Below are 19,782 nucleotides of genomic sequence, written 5' to 3' on the forward strand. Positions count from 1 at the left end.
ACATGGATCTCGGGGGAAATCTGTACAAGCTCGAAGCCTCAAGTGAAGGAGAGGGCCGGGAGATCGCGCCGGCCGCCTATTACGATCACATCCAGAAGATCAATGATGTCTTCTCCGATCAGATCAAGATGTCCGATCAGAAGGCGGCCTATATCTTTACCTTCATGTTTGCCTTCTTGGTCTCGTCCGAAGAAGGGCGGAGCGTGTTTACTTGGCAGCGATATACGGAAGGGGAGATGCTGCCGATGATACTCTCGGCTGCCATGGCGCTGGCCTCGATATTCTCGTTGCTTGCCGCCATTCTCGTTGTCCTGCCGAGAAAGGGCGCCACGTCCACGACGCTCTTCTGGGGTGCGTGGCGCGCCCACCGCGACGAGTTCATCGATGCGGCAGGCCGTGGTGATTCGACCTATCTGTTTCGGCAGTATGTGGACAACGCCGACGTGCTTTCGGCGATTGCCTGCAGCAAATATCGCTTCGTCATCGCCGCTTTCCGCGGCCTGCTGATCACGGTACTCGCCTATGTCTGCCTGCTGGCAATCCCCTGAACCTGGCTGAGCCGTCACTGACTTCCGCCACGGAGAAAGCGGCAGGCGCTACCTCGCCGCGCCTACACCGAGTCGCGCACCCGCTCCCAGGCCTTCGTTAGGTGCCGCCCCAGCACCTCCGATAGCTTGCCCTTGTCGCGGGCCTCGAGCGTCGCGATCATCTCCTCGTGCTCGGCGACGGCGGCAGCCCATTTTTCCGGGCCTTCGTGGCCGATGAAGCGGATGCGCTTCAGCCGCGTCTGCAGCATGGCGTGCATGTCGGCGAGCGCCGCGTTGCCGGAAAGCTGAGCGATCGCCGTGTGGATCTGCTGGTTGAGCTTGTAATATTGCAGCCGGTCGCCTGCCTTGTAGCGGGCGACCATTTCGTCGTGCAGCGCCCTGATTTCCGCAATCTCCGCGTCGCTTGCGGCTTCGCAGGCAAGTCGGCCGGCAAGCTCCTCGAGCGACTGCAAGACGGTCAGCATGTCCTTGACGTCCTTGGCGCTGAAGCGCTTGACGACGGCGCCGCGGCTCGGCACGAGCTCGACCAGGCCCTCGCTCGCCAGATATTTGATCGCTTCGCGCAGCGGCGTGCGCGACACGCCGAGTTGTTCGCCGAGCTGACCTTCGTGCAGCCGGGTGCCGGGCGGCAGATCCCCCTCGATGATCATGTCGCGAAGATGGCTGACCAGCGTGTCGTGCAGCGCAGTGCGCCGGATCGGCCCCGGGCCGCCTTCGGGCCGCCGCTCCAATGATGTGATTTCGTTCATTTTCCCGTTCTGCGCTGCGACCGGTGACCGGTCGTAAGTTCTCTTGGTCGCCCCGATTGAATCAGCTGCGCCTCATTCAAGCATGGAGACAGGCCCCGCCATCGTCAACAAAAAATGCTGCATACAGAATACAAAAGACTTGATGCAGAATATTGGATGACGTATGACGGGGGCCAAGGCATGAAAACGGAGGAGCATCGAATGACGAGCAACGGAGCGGCCGAAGCGGTGGATAGCCGGCCTGTCATCGCCCTTGCCATGGGCGACCCGGCAGGGATCAGTCCGGAACTCACGGCGCGGCTGCTGGCGCTCGGGGATGTCCGAGAAGCGGCGCATGTCATTGCCATCGGTGATCGCCGCATTCTTGACGAAGGCGTCAAGGTGGCCGGCGTAACGCTCGATCTCGAAGCGGCCTCGCTCGAGACGCTCGACCGGGCCGGCACCGCGCGTCACGTCTTCGTCGATCTCAGGCATCTCGATCCGGCCGATGTGGTGCGCGGCCAGGCGACGCTTGCCGGCGGCACCTTCGCCACCCGGAATTTTCGCGCGGCGCTGGAGCTGGCGCATGCCGGCAAGGCCGACGCGGTCTGCTTCACGCCCTTCAACAAGAAGGCAATGCGCTTTGCCTATCCGGGCTATGACGACGAGATACGCTTCGTCGCCGACGTGCTTTCCTTCACCGGCAAGGTCCGCGAGTTCAATGTGCTTGAAAAAGTATGGAACGCCCGCGTCACCTCGCACATTCCACTCAAGGACGTGGCGCGAAGCCTTTCGGTGGAAGGAATTGTTGCCGAACTCGAGCTCACCCGGGCCTGCCTCACGAACGCCGGCCATGACGAGGCGCGGATCGCGGTCGCGGGGCTGAACCCGCATGCCGGCGACGGCGGCAGCTTCGGCATGGAGGAGATCGACATCATCGAGCCGGCCGTCGCGAAGGCGAAGGCGCTCGGCTTCAACGTCGAGGGGCCGTTTCCGGCCGACACGGTGTTCGTGCGGGCGCTGAAGGAAGGCTTCCACGCGGTGCTGACCATGTATCACGACCAGGGCCAGATCGCCATGAAGCTGATGGGCTTCGACAAGGGCGTGACGATGATGGGCGGCCTGCCTTTCCCGCTCTGCACGCCGGCGCATGGCACGGCCTACGACATTGCCGGCAAGGGCATCGCCGATGTCGGCGCCAGCCGCGAAGCGATCCTGCTTGCGGCGCGCATGGCGAAGAAAAACCGGGGGCTCTCCGCCGCCGCCTGAATTCGCACGCTTTCAAGACATACCGGCGCCAGGGGAGGTCTTGCGCCGGATCCAACTCAACGGGAGGACAAGACATGAAGAAATCCGTTTCTATCGCATGCATGATCGCCGCCGCGCTCGGCGTGGCCGCGCCGGCCGCGGCCTTCGAGCCGAACCGCCCGGTGGAATTCGTCGTCACCGCCGGTCCCGGCGGCGGCACAGACATTTTCGCGCGCACGATTCAGGCGATCATCGCCAAATACGAACTGATGAAGTCGCCGGTGGTCGTCACCAACAAGGGCAGCGCCGGCGGAGCGGAGGGCTTCGTCTACACGGCCGGCTACAAGGGCGACGCCCACAAGCTCGCCTTCGGCACCAACAACGCCTATCTGCTGCCCGTTCGCGCCAAGGTGCCCTACAAGGCCGAGGACCTGACGCCGGTCGCAGCTCTTGCATCCGATGAATTCGTCCTCTGGGTCAACGGCAAGGCGGATTATGCCACTGCCGCAGATTTCGTCGCGAAGGCGAAGGAGGGCGGCTTAAAGATCGGTGGCAGCCAGTCGAAGGACGTCGACCAGATCCTGACCTCGATGATCAACGACGCGACCGGCGCCAAGATCAACTACATCCCGTTCAAGAGCGGCGGCGAGGCGGCGGTGCAGCTTGCCGGCGAGCATATCGACGCCAATGTCAACAATCCGAGCGAGAATCTCGGCCAGTGGCAGGCCGGCATGGTGAAGCCGCTCTGCGTCTTCAAGAGCGTGAAGCTTTCGAGCGACACGAAGGTCGCCGGCGACAAGGGCTGGGGCGATATCCCGACCTGCAAGGAGGCCGGCATTCCGATCGACAACTATTCCATGCCGCGCACCGTCTGGCTGCCGGGCGGCGTCGAGCCGGATGTCGTGCAGTTCTATGCGGATGTGATGCGCAAGGTTTCCGAGACGCCGGAATGGGCGAAGTATCTCGCCGATACGTCGCAGTCGCCCGTCTATCTGAGCGGTGACGAACTCAAGTCCGCGGTCGAGGTGGACGGCGCCGCCGTCAGCGAAGTGCTGAAGCGCGAAGGCTGGCTTGCCAACTAAGACTCAGGCGGGCGCCGGGAGCGGACATGCTCTCCGGCGCTTTCGGCGCCTGCCACCGCTTTCGAAAGGTTACGGTCATGAGTGAGAACAGTGCGAATGGGGTCTCCCGCTTCGCGGTCGAGCTTGGCGTCGCGGCGCTGACCGCCGCCTTTGGCGCCGCCGTCTGCTACGGTTCGCTCGATATCGGCGCCGGCTGGACCGAGATGGGGCCGGATGCGGGCTATTTCCCCTTCTATATCGGCCTTCTCATCGTCTTCGGCAGCCTCGTCAATATCGCCCACGCGTTCCTCAAGCACCGCGGCACCGGAGAGATCTTCCTCGATGCCGGGCGCGCCAAGGTTGTTGCTTCCTTCCTGCTGCCGCTCGTTGCCTTCGGCGCCGTTTCCGCCTGGCTCGGGCTCTATGTCGGGACGGCTCTCTATATCGCCGCGACGATGCTCTTCCAAGGGCGCTACAGATGGTGGATCGCCCTGCCGGCAGGGCTCGGCGTCTCGCTCGTCTTCTTCGTCGTCTTCGAAATCGGCTTCCAGGTTCCGCTGCTGAAGGGACCGGTCGAGGCCTGGTTCGGGATCTATTGACCCGGGCGAATGCATTGCCTGCGGGAGGAATGACATGGAAAATATCGGTCTTCTGATCGACGGCTTCGGCCACATCCTGAGCTGGAACCACATTCTGTTGATGATGGTGGGCGTGACGCTCGGCATTCTTGTCGGCGTGCTGCCGGGGCTCGGGGCACCGAACGGCGTGTCGCTGCTCTTGCCGCTCACCTTCTCAATGGAACCGATCTCGGCGATCATCCTGCTCTCCTGCATGTATTGGGGCGCGCTCTTCGGCGGCTCGACGACGTCGATCCTCTTCAACATCCCGGGCGAACCCTCCTCCGTCGCCACCACCTTCGACGGCTATCCGATGGCCAAGGCCGGACAGGCAAGCCGGGCGCTGACGCTCGCCTTCGTCTCGGCCGGCCTCGGGGCGCTGGCCGGCGTCGTGATGATCACGCTGCTTTCCGGCTGGGTCGCGAATTTCGCCCTCCGGTTTTCGTCGCCCGAATATTTCGCAGTTTATTTCCTCGCCTTTGCGAGCTTCATCTCGATGGGCGCGCAGTCGCCCTTCAAGACCCTCGTTTCGATGATGCTCGGCTTCGCGCTCGCCTCGATCGGCATGGACACGATCTCCGGCAATCTGCGGCTGACCTTCGACATTCCCGAACTCATAAAAGGCGTGAGCTTCTTGATCGCCGTCATGGGCCTCTTCGGCATCGGCGAACTGCTGCTGACGACCGAGGAAGGCCTGCGCTTCGAAGGCATCAAGGCGCGCGTCAAGCTCGCCGAGATCGGCCGCACGCTGATCGAGATCCCGCGCTACTGGCTGACCGTCGCCCGCTCGACGATCATTGGCATCTGGATGGGCATCACGCCGGCCGGCCCGACCGCCGCGTCCTTCATGAGCTATGGCATCGCCCGCCGCTCGGCACGCGACAAGTCCCTGTTCGGCAAGGGCGATCCGCGCGGCGTCGTGGCGCCGGAAACCGCCGACCATTCGGCCGGCACCTCGGCGCTGCTGCCGATGCTGGCGCTTGGCGTGCCCGGTTCGGCGACCGCCGCGGTGATGATGGGCGGCCTGATGATATGGGGCCTGACGCCCGGTCCGATGCTCTTCACCGACCGGCCGGATTTCGTCTGGGGCCTGATCGCCTCGATGTATCTCGGCAATGTCGTCGCCGTGTTCCTGGTGATCGCGACCGTGCCGCTCTACGCTTCGATCCTGCGCGTGCCCTTCTCGATCATCGGTCCGATCATCGTCGCGGTGATCTTCTCGGGGGCCTATCAGGTCGCAAATTCCGTCTCCGACATTTTCCTGGTTATTGGTTTCGGCCTGCTCGGCTACGTTTTCAAGAAGCTCGATTATCCGCTGGCGCCGCTGGTTCTCGCCATGGTGCTTGGCGACAAGGCCGAGGATGCATTCCGCCAATCGATGCTGATGTCCGGCGGCAGCCTCAACATTTTCTGGTCGAACGGGCTCGTTTCCGCGCTGATGGCGCTCGGCCTGGTGCTGCTTCTTTCCCCGCTTGCCTTCTGGCTGATAGGCAGCCTGCGCAAGCGCCGGCACGACGTCGCTCCGCATGGCGACGGCAACGCGGCAGCCTGAATGGGCCGCCGCAGAAACACCTGATCAAATCTCTCCAATCTCGAGGAGTTCGCCATGGCGCCACGCAAATGGAACCGTGACAACTGGCCGATCGCGGCCGCGATGATCCAGTACCCAAACATTTTGCCGGACGGCCGATCCGTGCAGGAGCAGTCGGTGGAGGAATGGGCCGCAACGCTTCACGATGTGGTCGACGCCGGCTTTACCGAGCTCGACCCGACCGACAGCTGGATCCGGCTCGCGGATCTGTCGCGTGATCGGCTGGAAGAATTCGTCGGTTTGACTCAATCCCTCGGCCTCGCGATCCCGGCGATCTCGACCTCGCGGCGCAGCCTGATCGATCCCGAGCATGGCGAGGAATATCTCGCCTATGGACACCGGGTCATCGAGACTGCGGCGGCAGTCGGCGCGGGCTCTGTTTCCTTCGGCTTCTTCGGTCCGCTGACGGAGGCGCAGAGACAAGTGCTGTGGTTCTGGACCGTCGATGGACTGAACAACCCGGACGACGCGGCGACGTGGAAGACGGCGGTTTCGCGGGTCCGCGAGCTCGGCCGGCATGCGGAAGAGCTCGGCGTCGAGGTGTCCTTGGAAATGTACGAGGACACCTATCTCGGCACGGCCGACAGTTCGGTGCGCTTCGTCGAGGAGGTCGGGCTCCAAAATGTCGGCATCAACGCCGATCTCGGCAACCTCATCCGCCTGCATCGGCCGGTCGAGCATTGGCAGGAGATGATGGCAAAGGTTGCGCCCTTTGCTAAATATTGGCACGTCAAGAACTACAACCGCACGGAGGATGCGGCTTCGGGGCTCATCGTCACCCATCCGGCCCCGCTCGAATTCGGCGTCATCAATTACCGCTCGGCGATCCGCATGGCCCTGGCGCACGGCTTCGAAAGCCCCTTCCTCTGCGAGCATTATGGCGGCGACGGGCTTTCCGTCAGCGCCGCCAACCGCGATTATCTGAGGCGCATCCTGCCTCGCGAACAGGGACATTAAAGCGATGACGACGATCTTTGACGCTCCGGAAGATTTTGCCACGACTGCGCTTGCCGGTTTCGCAGCGATCTATGCCCGTAATGTCCGCCTGGTGAAGGGCGGCGTGGTGCGCTCCACCAAAGTGCCTAAGGGCAAGGTGGCCGTGGTGATCGGCGGCGGCTCCGGCCACTATCCGGCCTTTGCCGGCTATGTCGGTCCGGGCCTCGCGGATGCGGCGGTTGCCGGCGACGTTTTCGCCTCCCCGTCGACGGCCGCCGTCGCCCGGGTCTGCCGCCATGCGAACCAGGGCGGCGGGGTGCTGCTCGGCTTCGGCAACTATGCCGGCGACGTGTTGAACTTCGGGGTTGCGGCCGAGCGCCTGCACGCTGAAGGCATCGACGTGCGCTTCGTGCCGGTGACCGACGACGTGGCGAGCGCTTCGGTGGAAACGCCGGCCAAGCGCCGCGGCATTGCTGGCGACCTCGTCGTCTTCAAGATCGCCGGCGCCGCCGCCGAGGCGGGAAAATCGCTCGACGAGGTGGAACGGCTGGCGCGCCTTGCCAATGAACGGACCGTGTCGTTCGGCGTCGCCTTCGGCGGCTGCACCCTGCCGGGCGCCGCCGGACCGCTCTTCACCGTCCCTAAGGGACAGATGGCGCTTGGCCTCGGCATTCACGGCGAGCCCGGCATCAGCGAGGAGACGATCTCCTCCGCCAGCGACCTCGCGAAATTGCTGATCGGGAAGCTGCTGGCCGAGCGGCCGGCCGGCACCCGCAAGGTCGCCGCGGTGCTGAACGGCCTCGGTTCGACCAAGTACGAGGAGCTCTTCGTGTTGTGGACGGCGATTGCCAAGGAACTGGCGGGGGCGGGGCTGGAAATCGTCGACCCGGAATGCGGCGAATTCGTCACCAGCCTCGACATGCAGGGCTGCTCGCTGACGCTTCTCTGGCTCGACGAGGAGCTGGAAGTGCTGTGGCGCGCGCCCGCAGATGCGCCAGTGCTGCGCAAGGGCACGATCATCGCTGCCGAACCTGCGACGGACGACATCGTCGATGCGGAAGGGCCGCAGTCGTTCGGCGCCGCCTCGGAAGCTTCGAAGGAGAGCGGCAGGTGTATCGCCCGGCTGATCGGCAGTGTCGCTGAAGCGCTGAAGGCGGCGGAAGACGAACTCGGCCGGATCGACGCCATTGCCGGCGACGGCGACCATGGCCAGGGCATGCGGCGCGGCTCGGCCGCCGCGCTAGATGCTGCCAATGCAGCGGTTGCGGCGGGCGCCGGCGCGGCGAGCGTGCTGGCTGCCGCGGGCGACGCCTGGGCGGACCGCGCCGGCGGCACGTCCGGCGCGATCTGGGGGCTGGCGCTCAGGTCCTGGAGCAATGCCTTCTGCGATGACGAGAAGATCGGCGAAGCGGCGGTCGTCAAGGGTGCGCGTCTCGCTCTCGACGGCGTCACCCGGCTCGGTCGCGCCCGCGTCGGCGACAAGACGCTTGTCGACGCGCTTGTGCCTTTCGTCGACAGGCTAGAAAGGGAAGCTGCAGCCGGCAAGCCTCTCGTCGAGGCCTGGAAGGCGGCGGCAAAGGCCGCGCAGGACGCGGCCGAGGGAACATCCAGCCTGACGCCAAAGCTCGGGCGGGCGCGGCCGCTGGCGGAGAAGAGCATAGGTCATCCGGATGCCGGCGCGACCTCGCTGGCGCTGGTGGCGAGGGTTACGGGTGAGTTCTTGGGAGGCGTTGGCGACGTATGATTTCGATCGCCTCGCGCACCGGACGGCGGATTTGCCCCTCACCCTAACCCTCTCCTCGCAGGCGGGGCGAGGGGACTTAGCAGAGCGGTACCGCGAGTCCCCTTTGCCCCGATTGCGGGGAGAAGGTGGCGGCAGGCCGGATGAGGGGGGTCTGCATCATCCGTACCGCACCAGAAACTCATCCGCCGTCAGTTCGCGAAAATCATCCAACGCCCGGCGCAGCTTGGCGTGGTCCCAATCCCACCAGGCGAGGCGGTCCATGGCCTCGCCGATCTCGGCGGTGAAGCGCTGGCGGATCAGCTTGGCGGGGACGCCGCCGACGATCGTGTAGGGCGCAACGTCTTTCGAGACGACGGCGCCGGCGCCGATGACGGCGCCGTTGCCGACCTTGACGCCTGGCAGGATCGTGGCGCCATGGCCGATCCAGACGTCGTGGCCGATCGTCACCCGGTTCTGCCGGCGCCAGGCGAAGAGGTCGTGATCCGGCTCGGCGTCGTCCCAGTACATCGGCGCGCGATAGGTGAAATGATGCAGCGTCGCCCGCCAGGTCGGGTGGTTGGTGGCATTGATGCGCACGGCGGCGGCGATGTTGACGAACTTGCCGACCGTCGCGCACCAGATAGAGCCGTCCTGCATGACGTAGGAATAGTCGCCGAACTCGACCTCGTCGAGACGCGAACGCTCCTGGATCTCCGTGTAGCACCCAAGCTTCGAATTTGTGACGCTGGCGGTCCGATGGATGAAGGGTTCGAGACCAAGCTTATGGCTCATGCGGCGTGCTTCCTCGGCGAGAATTCGGAGACGTCGATGATGCGGTCGGCGACCGCGTCGCGGACTTCGGCGTCGTGGAAGATGCCGACCAGCGCCGTGCCTTGCGCCTTCTTCTCGGCGATCATCTCGACCACAACGGCGCGGTTCTTCGCATCGAGCGAGGCCGTTGGCTCGTCGAGCAGCAGGATTTTGTGATCGGTGATGAAGCCGCGGGCGATGTTGACGCGCTGCTGCTCGCCGCCGGAGAAAGTGGCGGGTGGTAGAGCCCACAGCTCCTGAGGCAGGTTGAGCTTCGAAAGCAGTTCTGCAGCGCGCTCCCTCGCCTCGGCGGCCGCACCCCCGCGCGCCTGCAAAGGTTCGGCGACGATGTCGAGGGCGGAGACGCGCGGCACGACGCGCAGGAACTGGCTGACATAGCCGAGCGTGGTGCGGCGCACTTCGAGCACGGTGCGCGGTTCGGCATCCGCGAGGTTCACGAGCCGGCCGTCATGCTCCATCAGGATCTGGCCACCGTCGACGCCGTAATTGCCGTAGAGCATCTTGAGGATCGAGCTCTTGCCGACGCCGGAAGGGCCGCCGAGCACGACGCATTCGCCGGTCTTCACCGAGAAGGAGACGTTGGCGACGACCGGCAGGCGTACGCCGTCGCGCAGGTGCATGGTGAAGCTCTTGGCGACTTCTGAAACGACTAGGGGAGTAGCCATGGATCACACCTGCAGGATCGAAGAGACGAGAAGCTGCGTATAGGGCTCGCGCGGGTCGTCGAGCACGCGGTCGGTCAGCCCCTGTTCGATGACCGTGCCGTCCTTCATCACCATCATCCGGTGCGAGAGGAGGCGGGCCACCGCGAGGTCGTGGGTGACGATGATCGCGGCCAGCCCGAGGTCGTGGACGAGGCCGCGCACCAGATCGAGGAGGCGCGCCTGAACCGAGACGTCGAGGCCGCCGGTTGGCTCGTCCATGAAGACGAGGCGGGGCGAGGTGACTAGATTGCGGGCGATCTGCAGGCGCTGGCGCATGCCGCCGGAAAAGGCGCGCGGCTGGTCGTCGATCCGGTCCTCGCCGATCTCGACGCGCCGTAGCCAGTCGCTGGCGCTGGCGCGGATATTGCCGTAGTGCCGGTCGCCGACCGCCATCAGCCGCTCGCCGACATTGGCGCCGGCCGAAACCGTCATCCTCAGCCCATCGGCAGGGTTCTGGTGCACGAAACCCCAATCGGTGCGCATCAGGAAGCGCCGCTCGGCCTCGCCCATATGGGCCAGATCGCGGTACTGGCCGTAGCGCATGTGGTATTCGATGATGCCGGAGCTCGGCATTAGCCGAGTCGAGAGGCAGGAAAGCAGCGTCGTCTTGCCAGAACCGGACTCGCCGACGACGGCGAGCACCTCGCCGGGATAGAGCTCGAAGGAGACATTGCGGCAGCCGATACGGCTTCCGTAGAACTTCGAGACGTCCTTGACCTTGAGAAGCGGCAGGGCGCTCATTCTGCGGGCTCCTTGCGTTCGTTCTGGGGGCGACCGAGCATGGCGCCGGCATGCCCATTCGCTTGCCGCTCCTCGCAATGGTCGGTGTCGGAGCAGACGAACATGCGCCCACCCTTGTCGTCGAGCACCACCTCGTCAAGATAGACGTTCTCCGCACCGCAGAGCGCGCAGGGCTTGTCGAATTTCTGGATCTCGAAAGGGTGGTCCTCGAAATCGAGGCTGACGACCTCGGTGAAGGGCGGCACCGCATAGATGCGTTTCTCGCGGCCGGCGCCGAAGAGCTGCAGCGCCTCCGACATGTGCATCTTCGGATTGTCGAATTTCGGCGTCGGCGAGGGGTCCATGACGTAGCGGCCCTCGACCTTGACCGGATAGGCATAGGTCGTGGCGATGTGGCCGTTGCGGGCGATGTCCTCGTAGAGCTTCACATGCATGAGGCCGTATTCTTCGAGCGCATGCATCTTGCGCGTCTCGGTCTCGCGTGGCTCCAGGAAGCGCAACGGTTCCGGGATCGGCACCTGGTAGACGAGCGTCTGGCCTTCTCGAAGCGGCTCCTCGGGAATGCGGTGGCGCGTTTGGATGATCGTCGCATCCGTCGTCTTGGTGGTGACGGCGATGTTAGCGACCTTCTGGAAGAAGGCGCGGATCGAGACGGCATTGGTGGTGTCGTCGGCGCCCTGGTCGATGACCTTCAAAACGTCATCGGGGCCAAGGATTGAGGCGGTGACCTGCACGCCGCCGGTGCCCCAGCCATAGGGCATCGGCATTTCGCGGGAGGCGAAGGGCACCTGGTAGCCGGGAATGGCGATCGCCTTGAGAATCGCCCGCCGGATCATCCGCTTCGTCTGTTCGTCGAGATAGGCGAAATTGTAGGTGGCAAGGTCGTTCATTCGGCGGCCTCCTTCATGCCGTCCGCTTGGCCGGCGTGGGCGGCCTTGTAGTCGCGGCGCATGCGCCGCACCAGGTCGAGCTCGGCCTGGAAATCGACGTAGTGCGGCAGCTTCAGATGCTCGACGAAGCCGGTCGCCTGGACGTTGTCGGCATGCGAGATGACGAATTCCTGGTCCTGGGCCGGGGCGACGATGTCCTCACTGAACTCGTCGGTCCGGAGCGCCCGGTCGACGAGCGACATCGACATGGCCTTCCGTTCGCTCTGGCCGAAAACGAGACCGTAGCCACGGGTGAATTGCGGCGGCTGTTTGGCCGAGCCCTTGAACTGGTTGACCATCTGGCATTCGGTTACGCGGATGGTGCCGAGCGAGACGGCGAAGCCGAGCTCCGGCAGATCAAGCTCGACCTCCACCTCGCCGATCCGGACCTCGCCGACGAAGGGATGGGTGCGGCCGTAGCCGCGCTGGGTGGAATAGGCGAGCGCCAAGAGAAAGCCTTCGTCGCCGCGGGCAAGGGCCTGCAGGCGCAGGTCGCGGGCCATCGGGAATTCCATCGGCTCTCGCGTCAGGTCGCCCGCCACATGACCATCGGGCATCTGGCCGTCGACTTCGATCAGGCCCTCGCCGTCGAGAATGTCCGAGACGCGCATGACCTGTTCGCCCGATGACTTCATCGCCGGCGCCGCGACCGGTTCGTCGCCGATGAGCGACGGGTCGAGCAGGCGGTGGGTGTAGTCGAAAGTGGGGCCGAGAAGCTGACCGCCGGGCAGGTCCTTGTAGGTGGCGGACACGCGCCGTTCGACCAGCATTCCGGCAGTGTCGATCGGCTCGGAATAGCCGAAGCGGGGGAGCGTGGTGCGATAGGCGCGCAGGATGAAGATCGCCTCTATCATGTCGCCGCGCGCTTGGCGCACGGCAAGTGCGGCGAGCGAGCGGTCGTAAAGCGAGGCCTCGGCCATGACGCGATCGACGGCCAGACCGAGCTGCTCGACCACCTGCTCGATGGTGATCGAGGGCAGCGAGCGGTCGCCGCGCCGGCGGTCGGCAAGCAGGCGATGCGCATTGGCGATGGCGGCTTCCCCGCCCTTCACGGCAACATACATGGATCAGAACTCCTTCGCCGAGAGCTTCGTCGTGCGCGGCAGGCAGAGCACCGCGTCGCCCGACGTCAGCACCAGATCGATGCCGCGCGGGAAGACCGCCCAGTTGGCCGCCCAGAAGTCGAGAAAGACGTCCGGCAGGCCCTTCGGTGCGACGCCGATCTCAGTTTTGATGCCCGGCCCGCGAGCGACGAGCGCCTCACCGCCGGTCAGTGCCTCGATCTCGACCACCAGCGTCGTCGAGCGGTCGGGATATTCCTGGGTGCCGAGGGCGAACTGATCGAAGCCCGGCACCGCGGCCCCCTTCTCGACGAAGGCGAAACGCGCCTCGTCCTTGGCTTCGGTCAGGGCGGCGCCGGTATGGAAGGCGATCCATTGCGGCACCGAAGATTTGGCGAGCGCCGGTGAGAGCCAGACGGGGGTGTCGTGATCGCAGAGCGTCAGTGCCACGGCGCCGCTGGCGTTACCAAGAGGCGAGCGTGGTGCCGATTGAGCCGAGAGCCGGCCGATGGTGCCCGGGCGGGCAAAACTGTCCATCAGGGTGCGGAACACGGATTGCGCCGCGAAGACGGGATCGGCGAACGCGCCGGCATAGATCTGCGACTGCGTGCCCATCAATCCTCTCCCCGGACCATGGTGAAGAAATCGACGCGGGTCGCCGCCGTCTCCTCGGCTTTCCGCTGGTCTTGCCTATCGAGGCGGGCGGCGATCAGCCGGTGCAGCGCTTCGACCGCCCGACGGTGCGCATCGTGCTGGAAAAGGGCGTCGAAGATCGCCGCGTAGCGGGCGCGCTCCTTGTCGGTGCCGAGCATCTGCCCGTGGCCGACCTCGCCGGTCGAGAGCCGGACGGTGGCACGTGACACTGTCGCCTCGCCCAGGTTGAAAGGATCGCCGCCGCCGCCGATGCGGCCGCGCACCATGACGAGTCCGGTCTCCGGACCGCGGACCGGCGCCACGTCCGGCTTGTCGGCTATGGCTTCCCAGGCGGCCGTCAGTTCCGCAAGGGTGGCGCGGGCCAGAAGCCGCATGCCTTCCTTGCGATCCCACGCCTCTGGGGCTTCAAATCTCTGCTTCGCGTCCATTTGCTTCATCCCAAATGTCTATTGATCTAGACAACTATACATCCTATACCATTCTCTAACGGTCGGAAATGACAGGCTTGTGACGGTGGCAAAAACGGCAGTGAAAAAAACGGTCGAGCGGCAGACCGGTGTGGCGCTCTGGCGGCAGATTGCCGACCGCATACGGCTGGCGATCAGCAATGGCGACTACGACACGACCGGAATGGTGCCGCCCGAGACGGCGCTGGCGCACGACTTCGGCGTCAACCGCCATACGGTCCGCAGCGCGCTGGCGGCCCTTGCCGACGAAGGACTGGTGCGCGCCGTGCAGGGGCGCGGCACGCTGATCGAGCGCAAGGAGCGGGTCACCTATCCGATCTCGCGGCGTACCCGCTTCTCGCAGGGGCTCGGCCGACAGGTGAGGGAAATCGGCACCCGGCTGCTGGCGCACGGCCAAGTGCCGGCGAGCGGCGAGATTGCCACGGCACTAGGTCTTGCTCCGAGTGCGCTGCTCGTCGAGCTCCACACCGTCAGCAGTGGCGACGGCCGGCCGCTCTCCACGTCGCTCAGCTATTTTCCCGCCGACCGCTTTCCGCGGATGGCGGAGGAATATGCCCGTCTCGGCTCCGTGACCAAGGCCTTCGCCGCCCAGGGCGTCTACGATTATGTCCGCGCTTCCACCGAGATCGTCGCGCGACATGCGGAAGCGGAGGAGCTGACGCTGCTCCAGCTTTCACCCGGGGCGATCGTGCTAGAGGCCCAATCGGTCAATGCCGACCTCGAAGGCCGGCCGGTCGAATACTCGCGGACGCGTTTTGCAGCCGACCGGATGAAGCTCAGGGTCGAGACTTAGCGCCGTCCAACGACAGCTTGATGCGCATCGTTTGACCGGCAGCCAGTTTTTCTCGCTGCCGAACCTCCGCCTTCACCGGCAGCAGGAACGAACCCGAGGCCTTGTCGGGGAAGATCGACGTGGTCCAATCCGTCTTGCCCGTGCGTGCGATCACAGCCTCGCTACCCCAGCCGCGTTTTCCCCGTTCGGCCAGGAACTTGATCTGCCGTGCAATCTCCGCTGGCAGGGTGACGAAGTGCCAGCCGCCCTTGCCGGGATAGAGCCAGAGCTCGCCGTCGAATTCGAATTCGCCCATCTGTCTCAGTTACTCTCGCTTGCCGCCATTCCGTTAAATAAGGCCAAAACGCCGCATTTCCGACGCGTTTTTGCCGCATCACCTAAGCTTGCATCAGGATCCACGCATTGTCTTCTCTGGGGGAGAAACGAAATGGCGACGTGGCGACCCGATCCTTCCTTCTATCCATCCCCACGCATGGCCGCCAAGGCGCCGAAAGAGACGCTTGCCTATGTGGCGGCCTTCGACCCGGACCGGCAGCGGCCGGACGCAATCGCCGTCGTCGACCTCGACCCGGCATCCGCAAGCTATTCTCAGATCGTCGGGCAGGTCGACATGCCGAATGTCGGCGACGAGCTTCACCATTTCGGCTGGAACGCCTGCTCATCCTGCTTGTGCCCCAATGCGCCGCATCCGCATGTCGAGCGCCGCTACCTCGTCGTGCCCGGCTTGAGATCATCGCGGCTGCATATCATCGACACGAAGCCCGATCCACGCAAGCCTGAGATCGTCCGCGTCATCGAGCCCGAGGAAGTCGCCGAACGGGCCAACTATTCGCGGCTGCACACGATCCATTGCGGACCGGAGGGCATCTACGTCAACGCGCTCGCCGACCGTGACGGCAAGGCGCCAGGCGGCATCTTCCTGCTCGACCACGACAGTTTCGACGTGCTCGGCCAATGGGAAATGGACCGCGGCCCGCAGAAGCTCGCCTATGACTTCTGGTGGCATCTCGGCCACGACACGATGATCACCAGCGAATGGGGAACGCCCGATACGTTCGAAAACGGCCTCGTTCCGGAAGTGCTGCTCGGCTCCCAGTATGGCCGCCGGCTGCATTTCTGGGATCTGCATACGCGCAAGCACCTGCAGGAGATCGACTTCGGCGAGGAACATCAGCTCGTCTTCGAATTGCGCCCGGCCCATGATCCGACCAAGGCCCATGGTTTCGTCGGCTGCGTCATCAGCCTTAAGGACCTCTCCGCATCGATCTGGACCTGGTATCGCGAAGGCAACCAGTGGGCGGTGAAGAAGGTGATCGAGATACCCGCAGAGCCGGCCGATCCGGACCTCTTGCCGCCCTTGCTCAAGGGCTTCCAGGCCGTGCCGCCGCTCGTCACCGATATCGACCTCTCGATGGATGATCGCTTCCTCTACGTCTCCTGCTGGGGCACCGGAGACATGATCCAATACGACGTTTCTGATCCGCTTGCGCCGAAGGAGGCCGGACGGGTGCGGATCGGCGGAATCGTCGCGCGCGCGACGCATCCGAAGGCATCGAATGGCCGCTTGAACGGCGGGCCGCAGATGGTGGAGATCAGCCGCGACGGCAAGCGGGTCTACTTCACCAATTCGCTTTATGGCGCCATCGACCCGCAATTCTATCCGGAGGGTCTCGACGGCTGGATGGTGAAGCTCGATGTCGGCGACAATGGCGGGATTTCCTTCGACGGAAAATTCTTCGTCGACTGGCCGAAGGGCCACCGGCCGCATCAGGTTCGGCTCGAGGGTGGCGACTGTTCGTCGGATTCCTATTGCTATTCTTGAAGTGAGCAGAACGATGCTCGCCGGAGCGGATAATGGATTTCTGGCCCTGGCTCTCGCTTGCCGGTCTCGGCGCCTTTCACGGCGCCAATCCGGCGATGGGCTGGCTTTTCGCCGTGGCGCTCGGGCTGCATCGGCAAAGCGCCCGCACCGTCTGGCTCTCGCTTGTCCCGATCGCCCTCGGGCATGCCGTTTCCATTGGGACCGTGCTCGCCGCGATGGTCGCCTTCGGGGCGGTCATGGACCTGCGCGGCCTGCAGCTCGTTACCGCCGTCTTCATCCTGGGCCTTACCGGCTATCTTGCCATCTACGGACACCGTCATCGCGTCAGGGTCGGCATGCAAGCCGGCATGGCGGGGCTTGCGGCCTGGTCCTTCCTGATGGCCACGAGCCATGGCGCCGGACTGATGCTCGTGCCCGCGGTGCTTAGCCTCTGCCTTTCCGATCAGGCGGGGGTGGCCGGCACCACCGACTCGCTCTCGGTTTCCCTTGCTGCAATTGCCGTCCATACCGGCGCGATGCTCGCGGTGATCGCCGCGATTGCCCTGATGGTCTTTACCTGGCTTGGCCTTGCCGGATTGCGATCCGCATGGATCAATTTCGATCGGCTCTGGATCGCCGCACTCGGCGCAACCGGCATCATCCTCCTCGTCTGGTAAAGCGCATTCTGCCTACAACGACTTCACATAATCGATGTAGCCGCGGACATCGGCGGCCGGCTCGTTATAGGCGTCGCCAAGCGACGTCTCCATGGCCGCGACATAGGTCTTGGCCCAGTCCGGCAGGGAATAGTCGATCGCCGCTAGGAATTCGAGTGTCGCGGCAAGCCTGATATCCGCGATCGACGGGCTGTCGCCGCCGATGAACGGCTTGTCGCCTATGTAGAAAAGGCGGAAGACCTCGAGCGGTTCGGCAAGCGCCTCAGCGGCGGCCTGGCGGGCCCGCTCCTTGGTTTCCGCATCCGCCTCGCTGAAGCCGACTTCGCCCGGATATTGCGGGAAATTGAGAGCCGGGTAGGTGGCGCGGGCCAGATAAGGATAGAAGGTGCCGATCAGGTAGAACATGGCGCTATCGATCATTGCGCGCGCTTCCGGGTCCTTCGGATAGAACCGATCGAGTCCATGCTTGTTGCAGAGATACTGCATGATCGCGCAGCTTTCCCAGAGCGCGCCCCTGGGCAGGTCCGCCGTTTCGATCATCGGCGTCAGATGCGACGGGGCGCGAGCCAGATATTCGGCGGAGCGGGTTTGTCCGTAGACGTCATGCTCGGCAAAATCGAGATTTGCCGCCCTTAGAAACACGCGCACCGTCATGTTGTTGACGCTGGGCTTGATCACGTTGAGCTTTATCGTTGCCATCTGCCTTCCTCCCTCTGCTTCCCTAAATTGATCCATATGGGTCCTTCGGCGCGCGGTCAGCCGAGAGCGTCGGCCGTACACTTTCGATCAGTGCCTCGATCGCATCGGCGAGATGCACCTCGGCGATGGCGTAGTCGCCGCGCGCCAGCCGGATGTTGTGCGCCTCCATCAGCACGTCGGCATGGGTGTGGCCGGCCGGCGGCTCGAAGCGGTAGGAGGCGAGCTCGACCAGGAGGCCGAGCGGGTCTTCGAAATAGATCGAGTCCATGAAGCCGCGATCCTTGACGCCGCTGTGGCGGATGTTGCGCTCATCGAGGCGCTCGACCGCCTGCTGGAATGTCGCCCGCGAGACGGCGAAGGCGATGTGATGCACGCAGCCGATATCCGTCGACGTCCGTTTCGGATCGGGCTTGCGGGTCTCGTCGGTGAAGACGGTGATCAGCCGCCCGTCGCCGGGATCGAAATAGAGATGGCTTTCCGAGGCCCGGTCGAGATTCGGCTGCTCGAAGATGAAGGGCATGCCGAGAATGCCCTCCCAGAAGTCGATCGACGTCTGCCGGTCGGCTCCGACCAGCGTTATGTGATGGACCCCCTGCGATTGAAGCTTCCGCATTGCCGTCCTCCCTAATCTTCTTCCGCGGGTGAGCGCGGAAAGCCGCTTTCCTCATGCCGTTTGATGCACCAGTTTCGACTTGTATTCGCTGCGCTGGAGAGTGCCCCAGGGCACCATTTTTATTCTTGTTGAAACGACGAGCACCTCACGAATACGCTTCTGGATCCTCTCGGCCAGATTCGCGATGCCTTCGCTGTCCCTGGCGAGTTCCACCGAAACCGGCAAGGGCGGCTGCTGCCGGGCACCCGCGGCCACCGGTGTTATCAGGATGGCGCCGCTGACGGCCGGGGCAAATTCGTTCACGACGTCGCGGATAGCCGAGGGAAACACGTTGACGCCGCGGACGATCAAAAGGTCGTCTGTCCGGCCGATGCAGCGCAGCCGCGGCGCCGTCCGTCCGCAGCGGCAGGGAGACGTCCACATCTCCACATGGTCACGCGTGCGGAACCTCAGCATCGGTGCCGCCTGATGGCGAAGATGGGTGAGCACCAGCTCGCCTTTCGCGCCGTCGGCAAGGGCTATCGGCGCTGCCGAATCGGGATCGATCAGCTCGGCGTGGACGAAGCCGCGGGCACCGAGATGCATACCGCATTGTTCCTCGCATTCGCCCCACAGCGACACGCCGATGTCACCGATGCCCATGGCCTCGGTGACCTTTGCGCCCCAGGCCTCCTCAAGGCGCGCCCTAAATTTAGGTTCGCCGCCCCCCGGTTCGCCGGCGACGAGTAACCGGCGGACGCTGGAGCCTTTGAGATCGAAGCCGCGGTCGGCGGCCCATTCGCAAAGGTGGGCCGCGTAGGACGGCGTCATCACCGCCGCCGAGGGCCTTAAAAGGCGAATGGCGGCCATCAGGCGTTCGGTGTTGCCGGTGCCGACCGGGATGTGGCACATGCCTAGCCGGTCGAAGGCGCCGAGTGCGGCGCCAGCAGCGAAGGGTCCGGCGTTGTAGGTCGAAACGATCGCCTCGCCTTGCCTGATCCCCGAGGCGGAATAGCTGCGCGCCGACGCCGTCACCCAATTGTCAAGATCCTGCGCCGTCAGCGGAATATAGCTCGGCGTCCCGGTCGTCCCGCTGGTGGAATAGATGCGGACAATCTGGTCCATAGGTGCGGCGACATGCGCACCCATCGGCTCTGCGTCACTGCAACTCGCCCGGATATCGCTCTTCTCGGTCAGCGGCAGATCGGCGATCGCATCGAGCCCGCCGATCATTTCGGCTGTGTCGAAACCCGCCTCGCCGAGCTTGCGCTGATAAAAACGCGAACGCGCCAGCAGGTATGCGATCTGCTTTCGGTAGAGCGCGTCATCCAACCGGATCTGGTCGCGCCAGGGCAGCGTCTCGACATCGGGCTCGAACATG

General features: G+C 64.5%; 22 protein-coding genes. 10 read left to right on the forward strand and 12 right to left on the reverse strand.

From position 1 onward, the window contains the following. Positions 1-2: 2 nt before the first annotated feature. Complete coding sequence (locus NXT3_RS26275; protein WP_097525764.1) at positions 3-548, forward strand: Pycsar system effector family protein; 546 nt, start codon at positions 3-5, stop codon at positions 546-548. Positions 549-610: 62 nt separating this feature from the next. Here the strand turns inward: NXT3_RS26275 and NXT3_RS26280 are convergent, their stop codons facing one another. Beyond that, positions 611-1,297 (reverse strand): GntR family transcriptional regulator, encoded by a 687-nt coding sequence (locus NXT3_RS26280; protein ID WP_097525765.1) that lies wholly within the window; start codon positions 1,295-1,297, stop codon positions 611-613. A 201-nt stretch (positions 1,298-1,498) separates the two neighbouring features. On the opposite strand from NXT3_RS26280, the gene NXT3_RS26285 reads away from it, so the two are divergent. From NXT3_RS26285 to NXT3_RS26310, 6 genes are all read left to right on the forward strand, one after another. Continuing rightward, a complete protein-coding gene (locus tag NXT3_RS26285; protein WP_097539213.1) occupies positions 1,499-2,545 on the forward strand; it encodes a 4-hydroxythreonine-4-phosphate dehydrogenase PdxA in 1,047 nt (348 codons plus the stop codon). A 74-nt stretch (positions 2,546-2,619) separates the two neighbouring features. Then, entirely contained in the window at positions 2,620-3,606 is a 987-nt protein-coding gene (locus tag NXT3_RS26290; RefSeq protein ID WP_037418894.1) for a tripartite tricarboxylate transporter substrate binding protein, read from the forward strand. A 77-nt stretch (positions 3,607-3,683) separates the two neighbouring features. Further along, a complete protein-coding gene (locus NXT3_RS26295) occupies positions 3,684-4,184 on the forward strand; it encodes a tripartite tricarboxylate transporter TctB family protein (protein WP_037418912.1) in 501 nt (166 codons plus the stop codon). 34 nt (positions 4,185-4,218) lie between these two features. After that, entirely contained in the window at positions 4,219-5,754 is a 1,536-nt protein-coding gene (locus tag NXT3_RS26300; RefSeq protein ID WP_104840977.1) for a tripartite tricarboxylate transporter permease, read from the forward strand. 54 nt (positions 5,755-5,808) lie between these two features. Next, positions 5,809-6,750 carry a sugar phosphate isomerase/epimerase family protein gene (locus NXT3_RS26305; RefSeq protein WP_104840978.1) on the forward strand — a complete coding sequence of 314 codons (942 nt, stop codon included), beginning with the start codon at positions 5,809-5,811 and terminating at the stop codon, positions 6,748-6,750. Between the two features lie 4 nt (positions 6,751-6,754). After that, positions 6,755-8,473, forward strand: a complete 1,719-nt coding sequence (locus NXT3_RS26310; RefSeq protein WP_104840979.1) for a dihydroxyacetone kinase family protein — start codon at positions 6,755-6,757, stop codon at positions 8,471-8,473. Positions 8,474-8,629: 156 nt separating this feature from the next. Here NXT3_RS26310 and NXT3_RS26315 read toward each other — a convergent pair whose 3' ends face one another. From NXT3_RS26315 to phnG, 7 genes are read right to left on the reverse strand one after another with little or no spacing between them, the layout of a single operon-like run. After that, the gene (locus NXT3_RS26315) at positions 8,630-9,244 is read right to left on the reverse strand and encodes a DapH/DapD/GlmU-related protein (protein ID WP_104840980.1); all 615 of its coding nucleotides are present in this window, start codon (positions 9,242-9,244) and stop codon (positions 8,630-8,632) included. Next, a complete protein-coding gene (gene phnL / locus NXT3_RS26320) occupies positions 9,241-9,948 on the reverse strand; it encodes a phosphonate C-P lyase system protein PhnL (RefSeq protein ID WP_097525771.1) in 708 nt (235 codons plus the stop codon). Before phnL ends, NXT3_RS26315 begins: the two co-directional genes overlap by 4 nt. Before the next feature lie 3 nt (positions 9,949-9,951). Beyond that, a complete protein-coding gene (gene phnK / locus NXT3_RS26325) occupies positions 9,952-10,728 on the reverse strand; it encodes a phosphonate C-P lyase system protein PhnK (protein ID WP_104840981.1) in 777 nt (258 codons plus the stop codon). Further along, positions 10,725-11,618, reverse strand: coding sequence for an alpha-D-ribose 1-methylphosphonate 5-phosphate C-P-lyase PhnJ (locus NXT3_RS26330; protein WP_097525772.1), 894 nt, complete (start codon positions 11,616-11,618; stop codon positions 10,725-10,727). Before NXT3_RS26330 ends, phnK begins: the two co-directional genes overlap by 4 nt. Further along, the gene (locus tag NXT3_RS26335; protein WP_037418922.1) at positions 11,615-12,721 is read right to left on the reverse strand and encodes a carbon-phosphorus lyase complex subunit; all 1,107 of its coding nucleotides are present in this window, start codon (positions 12,719-12,721) and stop codon (positions 11,615-11,617) included. The genes NXT3_RS26330 and NXT3_RS26335 overlap by 4 nt, the downstream gene beginning before the upstream one ends. 3 nt (positions 12,722-12,724) lie before the next feature. Further along, positions 12,725-13,333 carry a phosphonate C-P lyase system protein PhnH gene (gene phnH, locus NXT3_RS26340; protein ID WP_104840982.1) on the reverse strand — a complete coding sequence of 203 codons (609 nt, stop codon included), beginning with the start codon at positions 13,331-13,333 and terminating at the stop codon, positions 12,725-12,727. Beyond that, positions 13,333-13,800, reverse strand: a complete 468-nt coding sequence (gene phnG / locus NXT3_RS26345) for a phosphonate C-P lyase system protein PhnG (RefSeq protein ID WP_104840983.1) — start codon at positions 13,798-13,800, stop codon at positions 13,333-13,335. Before phnG ends, phnH begins: the two co-directional genes overlap by 1 nt. Positions 13,801-13,900: 100 nt before the next feature. Between phnG and phnF the strand changes: the two genes are divergently transcribed. Then, a complete protein-coding gene (phnF, locus tag NXT3_RS26350; protein WP_179864744.1) occupies positions 13,901-14,632 on the forward strand; it encodes a phosphonate metabolism transcriptional regulator PhnF in 732 nt (243 codons plus the stop codon). On the opposite strand, the gene NXT3_RS26355 is transcribed toward phnF, so the two are convergent. Next, complete coding sequence (locus tag NXT3_RS26355; RefSeq protein WP_097525776.1) at positions 14,616-14,927, reverse strand: DUF1905 domain-containing protein; 312 nt, start codon at positions 14,925-14,927, stop codon at positions 14,616-14,618. The genes phnF and NXT3_RS26355 overlap by 17 nt on opposite strands. 132 nt (positions 14,928-15,059) lie before the next feature. Between NXT3_RS26355 and NXT3_RS26360 the strand changes: the two genes are divergently transcribed. After that, positions 15,060-16,454: a selenium-binding family protein gene (locus NXT3_RS26360; protein WP_097525777.1), complete on the forward strand. Its 1,395-nt coding sequence runs from the start codon at positions 15,060-15,062 to the stop codon at positions 16,452-16,454. A gap of 29 nt (positions 16,455-16,483) precedes the next feature. Beyond that, positions 16,484-17,110, forward strand: a complete 627-nt coding sequence (locus NXT3_RS26365) for a hypothetical protein (RefSeq protein WP_097525778.1) — start codon at positions 16,484-16,486, stop codon at positions 17,108-17,110. A 12-nt stretch (positions 17,111-17,122) separates the two neighbouring features. On the opposite strand, the gene NXT3_RS26370 is transcribed toward NXT3_RS26365, so the two are convergent. From NXT3_RS26370 to NXT3_RS26380, 3 genes are read right to left on the reverse strand one after another with little or no spacing between them, the layout of a single operon-like run. Beyond that, positions 17,123-17,809 carry a glutathione S-transferase family protein gene (locus NXT3_RS26370; RefSeq protein WP_037418940.1) on the reverse strand — a complete coding sequence of 229 codons (687 nt, stop codon included), beginning with the start codon at positions 17,807-17,809 and terminating at the stop codon, positions 17,123-17,125. A 22-nt stretch (positions 17,810-17,831) separates the two neighbouring features. Further along, a complete protein-coding gene (locus NXT3_RS26375; RefSeq protein WP_037418943.1) occupies positions 17,832-18,422 on the reverse strand; it encodes a VOC family protein in 591 nt (196 codons plus the stop codon). Between the two features lie 51 nt (positions 18,423-18,473). Beyond that, the gene (locus NXT3_RS26380; protein WP_179864745.1) at positions 18,474-19,781 is read right to left on the reverse strand and encodes a phenylacetate--CoA ligase family protein; all 1,308 of its coding nucleotides are present in this window, start codon (positions 19,779-19,781) and stop codon (positions 18,474-18,476) included. Position 19,782 lies beyond the last annotated feature (1 nt).

This window comes from Sinorhizobium fredii, from assembly GCF_002944405.1.
GTDB lineage: Bacteria > Pseudomonadota > Alphaproteobacteria > Rhizobiales > Rhizobiaceae > Sinorhizobium > Sinorhizobium fredii_C.